Raw genomic sequence first — 12,986 nt, 5'->3', positions numbered from 1 at the left:
CTGACGCCCTTATCTTGTAAAAAATTCAAACCAAACTATTTATTAATGAATAAGCTTTTAACTCTTATTTCCATTTTTGCTTTAGGATTCACATCAACAGCGAATGAAGCTTTGCGCTGGGGACAAATCGGCCACCGCACTACCGGCCATGTTGCCGAGCAGTATCTCACCGACAAAGCCGCAGCTGAAGTAGAACGTGTTCTTGGTAATGAGTCCCTTGCAGAAGTAAGCACCTGGATGGATGAAGTCCGCTCCGACGATGCTTACGATTTCATGGCCCCATGGCATTATGTAACCATTCCTGAAGGTGAAACCTATGAAACAGTAGAGAAAGCCGAGGGCGGCAATATCATATGGGCGTTGGAGAAGGTGGTTAAAGAGCTGAAAGAAGGCAATCTCACCCAAAAACAAGAAGAGGAAAACCTGAAGATATTGGTTCACCTTGTTGGAGATCTGCACCAACCGCTGCATGTAGGCAACGGAACCGATCGTGGTGGAAATGATGTAAGATTACAGTGGTTTTGGAGTAACTCTAACCTGCACCGGGTGTGGGACAGTGAAATGATAGACGACAAACAGCTCAGCTACACTGAGCTCTCCGATTTTGTAAACCATCCTACCGAAGAGCAAATCAGCGAATGGCAGAGTACTTCTATTCGTGACTGGGCGTATGAGTCTCAGGCTTTACTGCCACAGGTTTATGATTTCCCGGAAGACAAGGAGCTGAGTTACGAATATTCGTACAAAAATTGGGACACCGTAGAGCAACGCTTAGTAAAAGCAGGCGTTCGAATGGCGGGCTTGATTAACGAGATTTATGAGTGATTGGGTGGAATAGTGATATGGTGATGTGGTAAGTGACTTTTATATCTGATCTACTAAAATTTTGATAGCTTATGCTTTTATCGAAAAATTCGGTTTTAGAAATATTTCCCATAAGCGCCCCACTTATCACTCCATCACCATTTCACCTCATCACTCCCCAATCATCACAAAGTGTAAAATCCGAAATGAAGTTTGGTATTGGTCAATATTCAGGGGATCTTTGAGGTACAAATTAAAGGTAACATCGGTATTTATTTATTAGTACAGTATTTATTTCCCTTCAATAGTTTGTATAACTAACACAAAACCTTCACAGCCGATCTTGAAATGAAGTATGCTCATCTTGAAGCATATAGTACACTGTGCCTGTGAAACAACACTTATTATATATTATGGAATACGGTAAAATTAAATGGTTTGACGGCCAAAAAGGATTTGGTTTCATTAAACCTGAAAATGGTGAAAAAGATGTCTTTGTTCACCGAAACAACGTCGAGAACCTCGGATTTAACGAGGATATTAACGACGGTGAAGAAGTTGAATTTGCTGTTGAAGAAACAGACAAAGGACTTAGCGCAGTAGATGTATATCTGCTCGAATGATATCCTGATTCAATGAATCTGAATCCCGCATTTAGTTTTAAGTGCGGGATTTTTTATTACCTGCTATTTTTTTCTTGCAACATCTGCCCCATCCTGCTACTCTTGTCACTATACTCACCAATGGGGAAACAAATGATTCTTTACAAAAAACGACGACATTATAAATACACTTTGGTAGAATCCTATTCCAGAGTTATTGACATCCGCCCGGATGAAAAACTGGGAAATAACTTTCTATATCTCGATACCAACGGAAAGATTTTTATTTCAGAAGGATATTCCTGGGATGGCCCAAGCGGACCAACCATCGATACCAAAAATTTCATGCAGGGTTCTTTGGTGCATGATGCTTTATACCAGCTGATCAGGGAACAGTACCTGGACTTTTCATACAGGAAATATGCTGACGAGCTTCTGAAAGAAATGTGTATGGATGACGACATGAGTTCCATTCGGGCATTTTTTGTGTATTGGGCAGTGAGGATATTCGGTGCTTCCGCCGCCAAACCCGACACTCTTAAGGCTCCATAAAATAAAAAAAGGGACGCTATACGCATCCCTTTTCAAATCAGAGAAATTGTTTTTTAATATCGGGCAGGCATTCCCTCTTCCGGAATGGAATTTTCTATGAATACGCGGATGTCTTCATTGGAAGTAGCCAGGTCTTCAGCCCGCAAATACATCATATGCCCGCTGCGGTAGCCTTTAAAAGAAAGACGATCTTTGAGTCTTCCGCTTGGATCCATATTCCACATGGTATATTTCGCATCAAAGTAGTTGGTACCACCATCGTAGTATCCGGATTGAATCAACACATGCAGGAATGGGTTTTCAGCCATCGCTGATCTCAGATCTTCACCGGTATTATCACCGCTTCGGTCCCAGGGATGAACCGGCCCGAATGTCCAGTATTGCAGGTCGGTTTCGTATCCAAGCTCATCTCTCAGGTAATGATTGATAGCGGGTGTAAACGCGTGATTCCAGGCCGTCAGCGCCGGGTCATAATCATAGCGCTCTCCCGCATTTTGGCGATCAACACCGCGGTATCGTGAATCGAGGCGACCAACGGTTAACCCCTGATCTCTAAGCAACTCTTTCCAGAAGAAGGAGGTTGAAATGCGAAGGTTTCGATCCAAAATAGACTCAACAGAAAGTCCTGAATATTCGGATACCTTTTCAGCGATACGCTGTTTTTCTGAATCCTCTAAAAATCCGCCTTTAGCAAGCGCCGGGATAAATTCATTAATTGCAAAAGCTTCCACTTCAGGGAGGATTTCATCCAGATCTTTGCTCTGCAATTCACTTCCCAGGGCATCGTGATACCACGCTGTGGCCGCATAATATGGCAAAGCTGTAGCATCTTCTACCGGACCATCCCGATCTACGCCAAGTCCTGTTGGGGAAACCAAAATCACCCCATTCAGATACATCCAGTAAGATGACTGAAGCTCGTTGGCCAAACCGGAAACCCGGGTTGTACCGTAACTTTCACCAATCAGGTATTTGGGTGAAGGCCAGCGATTCTGACGGTTTACAAATGTATTGATCCAATCGGCCAGGTACTCAACATCAGCGTTTACACCAAAAAACTCGGAGCGCTCGGTTTCAGGATCGAGAATGCGGGAAAAAGCGACGTTCACCGGATTCACAAAAACAATATCAGCTACATCCAGAATGGAATGCGGGTTATCTTCTACCCCATAAGGCTGAATGGGAAATCCTTCGTCATCAATTTTTAGCTTTTTGGGGCCTGTGTATCCAATATGCATCCAAACTGAAGCTGAACCCGGCCCACCATTAAAAGAAAAAACCAGCGGACGACGCTCTTTATTCTTTACGTCCGAACGCTCGTAATACGTGTAGAAAAGACTGGCTATCGGTTTGCCCTCCTCATTCCAAACCGGCTGATTTCCCACTGTGGTAGTGTAAGGCACCTTTTTCCCTTTAATGGTAACCTGATGCTCGGAGGTTTTAGACCAGTCTATTTTAGAAGTTCGGTAATCTGTTTTTGAAAAGTCATCAGTTTCCACTGCCTGACCTTGAGCCAATTGAGGTAGCAGTACTACCGACAAGCTGCAAAGAAACAAAAATATTTTAAATCCTGATTTCATAGTTGTGCATAAGTTTTATGTGAAGAGTAATGAGAAGTAGTTACCAATTCTGAAGCTGATTTTCCTGTCAAATTAGGTAAATATTATTCTTTGGGATCTACTTTGAGCTGATCATTAAGTAAAAGATGAAAATTCTTAAATACTGAATCTCGCTGGACACGTATTTTCATTCTGGAGCGCTTACTCTTTTGAAGCAGATTAATGATTTTATTCAGATCCATATCAAGCACCGACTCCCCGTTTATTTTTTTAATTATATCATCTGTTTTGATGCCTTCTCTGTCAGCCGGCGAATTTTCCCGGACTTCCGAAACAACAAAAAGCGGGATATTTGGAAGCGGAGTATTTATATCTATTCCACTACGGTTGTAGTGAAATTCTTCTCCGAAATTATGGTTCCGTCTTACCAAAATATAATTATCGCGGTAGTGGAATATGATTTTAAAGCGCCGGAGTACTTCCCCACCGATACTCCCGTTGCGATCTCCCAGTTCAAAAGCCCTCCTTATGGCAAAGCTGTCGGGATAGGCAACAACGGGCTCTTCAAAGATGAATTCTTCTCCTAACTTCATTTTTTGGACTCTTCCCAAATACCCATTTACGTTTCCGCTCAAACCAACCCCTATAAGTGCCTTAATATGTGATTGCGGGACTATGATATCCTCACGAGTGATTTTATAAAGGGAGAAAGCATTACTTGAACCGGAATCGATAAGCAAACGAAGCGAGGTGTACGGTAACCCGGGGCGGTGTTTAAAATCTACATCTATATAAGGCTTTCTCTCCTCGATAGTGATAGGATATTTGTGCCACCACCTGTGTTCCGGAAGTTTTTGGAATTTCTCCTCAAACTCCTCCGGCTTATATAAAATCAATTTCTTGGCAATGTAGTCTATCTCCACGGCAAAATGGGCAAACAGGTCATAGCCAATTAACCCATGCACGTACGTCCCCATAAAGGCCGAAAGATTGAAAATATCTTTTTTCAGAAATAACACTTCAATATTTGATCCCTCAACGCTCCCGATATTCAATTGGTTTTGTTCGGCATAGAAAGCTTCAATAGGATCCCCTTCTCCCAAACCCGACAACGTAACCGTACGCGTGCTTCTAAGCGATATTTCTTCTCCATTCGGAAGTGAAGTAATTAAAACATTACTAACCCCGGTATCTACAATCAGTTTTAAAGGAACTGAGCCATTTATTCTGGCTTCGATAATAACGAGGTTATTCACCAGTTCGAATGGAATAACAACCGGTCGGTCTGCACGGCCATTGATAGTAAAAGCAGCTTTCTGAGGCTCAAAAGAGGTAGAATCTTGTGCAAAAACTTGTTTCGTATCCGCCAACTGAATAAATAAAACCACACATATGGAGGCTACTATTACCCGATATCTTCCACCTTTAAATAATGCCAACAATTGATTCACTCTTTCCTCAATTAGGTTCCTTCCAACACCAAGATATGCTTCAAGGCTATGTTAACGATGCTCTTCTACTTGTTTTATAAAGAAGAGATTCAGTTTTTAGTATCTGATTCTAATTATAAACAAACAATACATTTTTTCCTGATAGACATATCCGCCAAATAAACAGGGCATTATTTGGTATTAATTGTAATAAAGAAGATATTAGTGCTGATGCAAATGTATGGTAAGAATCAGTATTAGTAATTTAGTTTAGTATTTGTTTCCCCTCTATAGTTTGTACAACTAACAATAAATTATGCAGCCGCACCTTTATTCACTTCAATTCTTGAACTAATTAAAGTCTGCTGCACTCATTACAACACAACACATTATGGAATACGGTAAAATTAAATGGTTTGATGCTCAAAAAGGTTTTGGTTTCATCGAACCTGAAAATGGTGGAAAAGATATTTTTGTACACCGCAACAACATTCAAAACCTTGGATTTGAAGAGGGGCTTGCTGACGGTGAAGAAGTAGAATTTGAAGTCGAAGAAACTCCTAAAGGCCTTAGCGCTGTTGAAGTTTCAAGAGTCGGATAATTCTATCCTTTGATACTTTAGATAAACCCCTCACTTACCCAAGTGAGGGGTTTTTTTATACCTGCTATTTTCTACAACTTATGCGTTATGCCTGATACATTTTTTGACCTCATCCTTATTGGAGCTACCGGGTTTACCGGAAGGCGTGCGGCCCGATACCTTAAAAAACATGCCCCTGAAGATTTCAAATGGGGAATAGCCGCCCGAAATCCGGATAAAGTTTCTGCACTTGCTAAAAAACTGGACCTCCCTGAAAACCGATGCTTTATTGTTGACAACCTAAACAAAGAGCGGGTCGAAGAAGTCGTCCAAAAAACAAAGATCGTCATAACTACAGCCGGTCCGTTTTCTCTGTATGGGGAAAACGTAATTGCAGCCTGCGCCAAATTCGGCACTCACTACCTGGATATCACGGGTGAAGTCGGCTTCATAAAACAGATGGCTGATACATATGGAGAAATGGCCAGGGAATCCGGTGCTCTTCTGATTCCTTTTTCAGGATTTGATTCCGTACCGGCCGACATTGCCGCTTTTCTGCTTCAAAAAGAGTTTGACCAACCGGAAAAGCTGAGCATCAAAAGTTATTACTCAATCAGCGGGGGATTTAACGGCGGCACTATCGCTACCATGTTGAATAAGTTTGAGACCGGTGAATATAAAAAGATGAATACCCCCACCCTGTTGCTTAGCCAAAACACTGAACAGAACATTCACAAACCCGAAGATGCACAGTTTTTTGGTTTCGACTCAGCAATCAGGCGATGGTCTGCACCGTTTATTATGGGGGCCATCAATTCCAAAGTAGTGTATAGAACAGCAGAGCTGATGAAAGAGCAGGGTGCTCCTTATGCGGAGAGCATTTCCTATAGCGAACATTCATCCCTGGGGCAATGGTTTAATCCTGTTCCTTTTTTTGTGGTATCAATTATTGTGCTTTCTATTACCCTCTTGGGGCCTTTTGAGTGGTTCAGAAACCTTCTTCGAAAAATAATGCCGGCACCGGGCGAAGGTCCTTCAGAAGAACAAATCGAGAATGGCTACTTTAAATTACTGGCTGTTGCAGAAGATAAAGATAACCAAAAGGCTTCACTGAAAATGAGTTACCCCGGTGATCCCGGCAATAAATCGACGGTGTTTTTTTTATGTGAATCGGCTTTATGTTTGGCCGAGAACTCCGATGAGTTGAAGACAAAATCGGGTTTTAAAACTCCCGTTTCAGCACTGGGTGAATTACTGGTTCAGCGCCTTTCCGCACGCGGGTTGAAGATAATATCCGACAATAAGTGATTTTGATCCAATTATACGTATTTTGGTAAATGGCAATGATTAACAAACCAATGGCTTTGTGAGTGTAGAAAAAGTTACGTTCAACAATAAAATAGACAAAGAATTCAGCCGTACGGTAAAAAAGCGGGTGGATCAATACTTTAAAGAGAACAACTTATCTCAACATGCGAATGCGTCTATGGTTATCAAAACCGTTGCGCTGCTTACTCTTTATTTTGGAGCATATGCCCTCCTCATTTCAGGGCAATTCTCGCTTGGGTTTATGTGGGTTATGTGTATTGCCATGGGCGTGGGCATGGCCGGTATTGGATTTTCCGTAGCTCATGATGCCCTTCACGGAGCTTATTCTTCCAACAAAACCATCAACTACCTGCTGGGACTCACTTTTGACCTGATGGGCGCCAACGGGTACATCTGGAAGATCACCCACAATATCATTCACCATACCTATACTAACATTCACGGGCATGATGAAGATCTTGAAGTAGCCGCCTTCATTCGGCTTTCCCCGCATTCGGAGCATAAGCCTGTTCATCGGTTACAGCATATTCTGGCTTTTTTTGCCTATAGTTTTGCCACATTTTTCTGGGTTTTTGTTAAAGATTACTGGTACTTCTTTAAAAGTCCGCTGGGCCCCTACGAAAACAAACAGCACCCGCTTTCTGAATGGGTCACGTTGATAGTGACAAAAATTTTGTACTACGGCTATACCATCGCTTTACCATTGTTGTTATTGGATATTACCTGGTACCACTGGTTAATCGGTTTTATGAGTCTACACCTCACCGCCGGATTTATCCTTGGTGTCATTTTCCAGCTTGCGCATGTGGTGGAAGAAACCATGCACCCCGAGCCCAATGAAGACAACGTAATTGAAAACCACTGGGCTATCCATGAAATGATTACTACCAATAACTTTGCTCGTGAGAACAAACCATTGTCTTGGTTTATTGGCGGATTGAATTTCCAGATTGAGCACCATCTTTTCCCAAAGGTATGCAGCATCCACTACCCTCAGATTAGTTATATCGTAGAGGATACAGCCAAAGAATTCGGTATTCCTTACAATCACCATCCTACTTTTCGCCAGGCTGTGGCTTCTCATTACCGTACGTTGAAAAAATTCGGAGACCCCGGTTTTGAATGGCAGCCTACCACAGCCGTTTAAGTTCTAATATTAAAAAGACTTTCATTTGCATACATTCTGACTGAATAATTCGTCGGGTTAGTAATGCAACAAAGACACAAACTTTATTACAGCATAGCCTGTATATGGAGTCTGATATTACTGAGTAGTTCACCATCCATCGGCCAGCCACTGGCTGTAAAAGGGGTGATTGATTTATCCGACATTGATTTCCGGCAAGAGAAAGTTATTGATTTAGATGGTGAGTGGTTTTTTTACTGGCGTGATCTTATCCCTCCAGACCAGGTGAACAAAGACTCTGCCGCACCTCTTGTAGATTTTCCCCATTTATGGAATGAGGACCCTGAGCTTTCCTCTTACGGATATGCAACCTATGCGGTCCGGATCATTAAACCGAGTGACCACCCATCGCTGGCCATCAGCATTCCTGATCTTTACACCGCTTATACTTTATATATCAATGGCGAAGTGATTTCCCGAAACGGACAGGTAGCAACTAACCGTAAAGCCTATACCCCTTTTTGGCTGCCAAGTACGGTATCCATAGATCATATACAGTCAGACACACTCCGGGTAGTTCTGCATGTGTCCAACTTCAGGCACAGCAAAGGTGGAATTCGATTACCCATAAAACTGGGAATGGAGGATTTTCTTGAGCGCGAACGCACTATTGAAATAGGCTATACCCTTCTTTTAACCGGTTGCCTTTTTATGATCGGCCTGTTCTTTATGGGACTCTACCTATTCGGGCGCCACGAACTGCCCATGTTCTATTTCGCCTTTGTCTGTTTCTTATTCAGTTACCGAATTTTTGGAACCGGCCTTTATCCCTTGCATTACCTCTTCCCTGACCTCCCATGGATACTTACCATAAAGGCAGAATACTTTTCATTGTATTTTACAGCGGCCTTGTTTTGCATTTTTGTCCATAAACTATACCCTCAGGAAGCTTCGAGGAAGTTTATCTATGTTTTTGCGGGAATTTTCGGTGCCTTCTCTTTTGTGACCATTTTCTTCCCTCCATTTTATTTCACTGCCATACTTAACCTGTTTTTTGCATCTATACCTTTAGCCCTGACTTACATCACCTGGGTTTACATTAAAGCAGCATTTAAGAAAAGAGAGGGGGCTTGGTTTGCCCTTGCCAGTGTAGTCATAGTATTTACTGTTTTCATGCACAACCTTTTAGAGTACCTGACCATCCTTCAAGAAAATCTGCTGCTGAATTTTGTTGGATTTTTCTCCTTCTTCTTTTTGCAATCCCTGATTCTTTCTTACCGGTTCACAAACTCCCTAAGCCGGGCAAGGATAAAAGCTGAGGAAGCTGCCAGAGCAAAAAGTCAGTTTCTATCTACAATGAGCCATGAAATCAGAACGCCGCTTAATGCCGTAATCGGCCTTTCTGACTTGCTCCTTGAATCAAAATCGGAACAGGAAAAGCAAGAATTCGCCCGGAACATCAAACAAAGCGGGGAAAACCTGCTCGAAATCATTAATAACATTCTGGATTACTCTAAGCTTGAGTCTGCCGGTATTAAACCTGATTTCCAGCCCGTTAATCTCCGCAAGGCTACCGGTGAAATTCTGAATATGCTCTCGCCACTTTCTTCCGGAAAAAACATTCCGGTTTCTCTGGAGATTAGCGAAGCCGTCCCCGCCTGGGTTTTAACGGATCAAACACAGCTTAAACAAATCCTGATTAACCTGATCGGCAATGCTATTAAGTTCACTTCCGAAGGCAAGATTTCTATTCTTATTCGCCCCATGGTATCTGTGCAAAAACCCGGTAATCTGTTGTTCAGAATAACAGACACCGGTGCCGGTATTTCAAAAAAGGACGCACACCGGCTTTTCAAAAGCTTTACACAGGTAGATTCCAGCCGTACAAGGAAGCACGGAGGAACCGGATTGGGACTGGTAATCAGTAAAAAACTGGTAGAGGCATTAGGCGGCGATATCTGGTTTGAGAGTGAAGCCGGTAAAGGGACCACCTTTTTCTTTACCATCGAAGCTGAAGAAACCAAGCCTCCGGAGCATGACCAGCAAGAAGAGGTAATCAAATCAGCCGCCCATAATGAAGAGATGGATTTATCCAAGCTCAGAATATTAGTGGTTGAAGATAATTTAATGAATCAAAAAGTTGTTACCAGCATTCTGAATAAAAATGACCTTCACCCGGACATTGCAACCAACGGAAAAGAAGCCTTAGAACTGCTTAACTCCAAAAACTATGACCTGGTATTTATGGATATGGAAATGCCCGTGATGGATGGAATTGAAGCTACTCTACAAATAAGAGGAACACTACCTCAGAAGAACCAACCGATTATTATAGCCATGACGGCAAATGCATTCTTCGAAGATCGTGAACGATGCCTGAATGCCGGTATGAACGACTTTATATCTAAACCCATATCTAAGGGTATGGTAGATTCATCACTGAGAAAATGGTTTTCGTGATTTTACAGAGCTTTACGCTGATGTATCATTTTTTTTCAAATAGAGACCAAAAGGTTGCTTAAAATTGAGCGTATTAAAAACGAAACCCTTAAAAGTTAGCATGGATCGAATTCCAGCTTTAACCGTATTCTTTGCCGTTATTTTCGGTTTTTTGATTTCTGCGTGCACTCCACAGCCTCAGGTCTCCGAACGCAATGTTTCCCGCATCATAGAAACGTTGAGCTCCGACAAAATGAAAGGCCGTCACGCTTTTGGGAATGGCATCGAAAAAGCCGCCGATTTCATATCTGCCGAATATCAAGATATCGGCCTCTCTACCCTTCACGGTAATAGTAATTTCCGGCAGGAATTTTCAATTTATTCACTGAAACCCAGTCAGGCTTCGGTTTCAATAAATAACCGGGATTTGGGAGATCAGCATTACTTCGGCCTTACCAATGCAGAAACCGTTAACTGGACGGCCGACAATTCCACGATCCATTATATTTCAGCTAACAACGACTACCGGGATAAATTCAGTGAATACTCTTCTGATGATGAATCGTCTGTAATCATCGTTGATGAGGAACACGAGAAATTATTTCATAAATACCGCACCTATTTCAGCCGGTCGAACCGAACTTTTGAGCTTGGTTCAAAACCTAACGACATCTTTGTGTTCTTTGACGGACGGGTTACCAATTATGATATAACCCTGGAGAATACTGTAAAAAGTCAGCAGCTTGCGAATGTAATCGGGAAAATTGAAGGGAAGCGTGAAAATGAAATCGTTCTTTTCTCCGCTCATTATGATCACATTGGTGTGGTTTCGCCGGTGGATGAAGACTCCATTGCTAACGGTGCAAACGACAATGCCTCCGGTGTTTCAGCCGTCATAGAACTGGCTCGATATTTTAAGAAAATGCCTCAGCCGGAAAGAACCCTTTATTTTGTGGCTTTTACCGGCGAAGAAGTGGGTGGATATGGTTCTAAATATTTTTCCCGGCAGATGAATCCCGATGAAATTGTAGCCATGTTTAACATAGAAATGATTGGTAAACCGGACGTTGACGGAGCAAATTCGGCCTGGATCACCGGCTTTGAAAAATCCACTTTTGGCGAAATTCTGCAAAACAGCGTTTCCGATTCCAACTTTGTATTCTATCCCGATCCTTATCCCAATCAAAACCTGTTTTACCGTTCTGATAATGCCACCCTGGCAAGACTGGGAGTTCCGGCTCATACCATCAGCACAACGCCTATCGACGTGGATCAGGATTATCACAGGGTGTCGGACGAGTTTAACACGTTAGATATTCCCCATGCCACCAATACCATCCGGGCGATTGCTAAAGCGGCACGCGTGATTGTCTCAGCAGAAAAGACCCCAACCCGTATTTCCAACGGTGACGAGAACCTAACGTCTAATGACTGATTAGTTTATCCCGTACCATGGTTGTGTTATACTGTGGATGGACCCTTTTCCTGTCAGCAGATCTGTACATGCTATACCAATTACTTTGCGCCCTGGAAAGTATTTCTGGAGAAGACTTTTAGCCAGGTTATCCCACTTATCATCCAGTATTGGAAGTAACACAGCTCCATTGGCTATGTAGAAATTGGCGTAACTGCCCGAAACATACTCTGAACCATTTTTGGCAGTACCCACCGTTTTGTTTTGAGGAAGTGGCAACGTTTCAATATTTAGTTTCTTTCCCCCTTTCAACTCTACTTGTTTGAGAATTTCCAGGTTTTCCTGAAGCGCATCATAATTTACGTCTTCCTTGTCCTCACAAACCATGGTAAGAACGGTATCTTTATTCAACCATCGGGTGATGTTGTCTATTTTTCCGCCGGTATCATCCCCGGCCAATCCCCTTTTCAACCAAATAATTTGCTCTGCCCCAAGATAGATTCGTAAACGTTCTTCAATCTCTTCTTTGGATAGATCCGGGTTCCGATTCCCATTCAACAGCACAGCTTCTGTAGTAAGCAGCGCACCTTCGCCATTAACGTCAATTGAGCCACCCTCCAAAATCATACCCGGTTCATTACGGTTCACCCCAAACTTTTGTGCAATAAAAGCAGGAATTGCATTGTCATCTTCCCAATCCGGGTACTTTTCTCCCCATGCATTATAATCCCAGTCGATGATCGAAAAATTACCGGATTCATGCTGCACAAAAACCGGTCCGCAATCCCTGGCCCAAACGTCATTTATCTTTTGCTGATGAATTATTACCCGATCCAGATCCACGGCTTTGCCCGATAGTTTTTGCATCACCCGGTTGCGAATTTCAAGGTTTTCCACAAACAAGTGAATCGGTTCAAAAAAATGGAGTTCCTCGATGATTCTGCAATACACCTCTTCCACACGTTCCAGTCGTTCTCCGGGCCAGGTGTTTTGGTTTGAAGGCCAGTGTAGCTGAGTAGCTGAATGCCGGAACCATTCCGCAGGCATCAGAAGAGTCGAATGATCCACGTATCGATTTTTTGTTTGAAGGTGAAGGGATAAACTATGGAAAGTACCGGCCAATTAGAATGCATAAAAAAAGGAAGGCAAAC

General features: G+C 42.6%; 11 protein-coding genes. 8 read left to right on the top strand and 3 right to left on the bottom strand.

Annotated features, from left to right (window positions below; translation table 11 throughout):
- Positions 1-45 precede the first annotated feature (45 nt).
- The 3 genes from JJ941_RS01845 (at position 46) to JJ941_RS01835 (ending at position 1,958) form a co-directional block, all read left to right on the top strand.
- Complete coding sequence (locus tag JJ941_RS01845; protein WP_290961645.1) at positions 46-825, top strand: S1/P1 nuclease; 780 nt, start codon at positions 46-48, stop codon at positions 823-825.
- A gap of 392 nt (positions 826-1,217) precedes the next feature.
- Positions 1,218-1,427 (top strand): cold shock domain-containing protein, encoded by a 210-nt coding sequence (locus tag JJ941_RS01840; RefSeq protein ID WP_255132402.1) that lies wholly within the window; start codon positions 1,218-1,220, stop codon positions 1,425-1,427.
- A 132-nt stretch (positions 1,428-1,559) separates the two neighbouring features.
- Positions 1,560-1,958, top strand: coding sequence for a hypothetical protein (locus JJ941_RS01835; protein WP_290961642.1), 399 nt, complete (start codon positions 1,560-1,562; stop codon positions 1,956-1,958).
- Between the two features lie 53 nt (positions 1,959-2,011).
- Here the strand turns inward: JJ941_RS01835 and JJ941_RS01830 are convergent, their stop codons facing one another.
- Positions 2,012-3,538: a carboxypeptidase gene (locus tag JJ941_RS01830; RefSeq protein WP_290968025.1), complete on the bottom strand. Its 1,527-nt coding sequence runs from the start codon at positions 3,536-3,538 to the stop codon at positions 2,012-2,014.
- A gap of 83 nt (positions 3,539-3,621) precedes the next feature.
- Positions 3,622-4,956: an aspartyl protease family protein gene (locus JJ941_RS01825; RefSeq protein ID WP_290961636.1), complete on the bottom strand. Its 1,335-nt coding sequence runs from the start codon at positions 4,954-4,956 to the stop codon at positions 3,622-3,624.
- 382 nt (positions 4,957-5,338) lie between these two features.
- Between JJ941_RS01825 and JJ941_RS01820 the strand changes: the two genes are divergently transcribed.
- The 5 genes from JJ941_RS01820 to JJ941_RS01800 all read left to right on the top strand — a co-directional run bounded on the left by JJ941_RS01820 (position 5,339) and on the right by JJ941_RS01800 (position 11,856).
- Positions 5,339-5,548, top strand: coding sequence for a cold shock domain-containing protein (locus tag JJ941_RS01820; protein WP_255132410.1), 210 nt, complete (start codon positions 5,339-5,341; stop codon positions 5,546-5,548).
- Between the two features lie 87 nt (positions 5,549-5,635).
- Entirely contained in the window at positions 5,636-6,835 is a 1,200-nt protein-coding gene (locus tag JJ941_RS01815) for a saccharopine dehydrogenase NADP-binding domain-containing protein (RefSeq protein ID WP_290961632.1), read from the top strand.
- 58 nt (positions 6,836-6,893) lie between these two features.
- On the top strand, positions 6,894-8,003 hold the full coding sequence (locus tag JJ941_RS01810) for an acyl-CoA desaturase (protein WP_290961629.1): 1,110 nt from the start codon (positions 6,894-6,896) through the stop codon (positions 8,001-8,003).
- Between the two features lie 63 nt (positions 8,004-8,066).
- A complete protein-coding gene (locus tag JJ941_RS01805) occupies positions 8,067-10,442 on the top strand; it encodes an ATP-binding protein (protein ID WP_290961626.1) in 2,376 nt (791 codons plus the stop codon).
- A 100-nt stretch (positions 10,443-10,542) separates the two neighbouring features.
- Positions 10,543-11,856 (top strand): M20/M25/M40 family metallo-hydrolase, encoded by a 1,314-nt coding sequence (locus tag JJ941_RS01800; protein WP_290961623.1) that lies wholly within the window; start codon positions 10,543-10,545, stop codon positions 11,854-11,856.
- On the opposite strand, the gene JJ941_RS01795 is transcribed toward JJ941_RS01800, so the two are convergent.
- On the bottom strand, positions 11,857-12,903 hold the full coding sequence (locus JJ941_RS01795) for an agmatine deiminase family protein (protein ID WP_290961619.1): 1,047 nt from the start codon (positions 12,901-12,903) through the stop codon (positions 11,857-11,859).
- Positions 12,904-12,986 lie beyond the last annotated feature (83 nt).

It is taken from the genome of Gracilimonas sp. (assembly GCF_017641085.1).
Classification (GTDB): Bacteria; Bacteroidota; Rhodothermia; order Balneolales; family Balneolaceae; genus Gracilimonas.
This window is presented reverse-complemented; position numbering and strand designations above follow the sequence as displayed.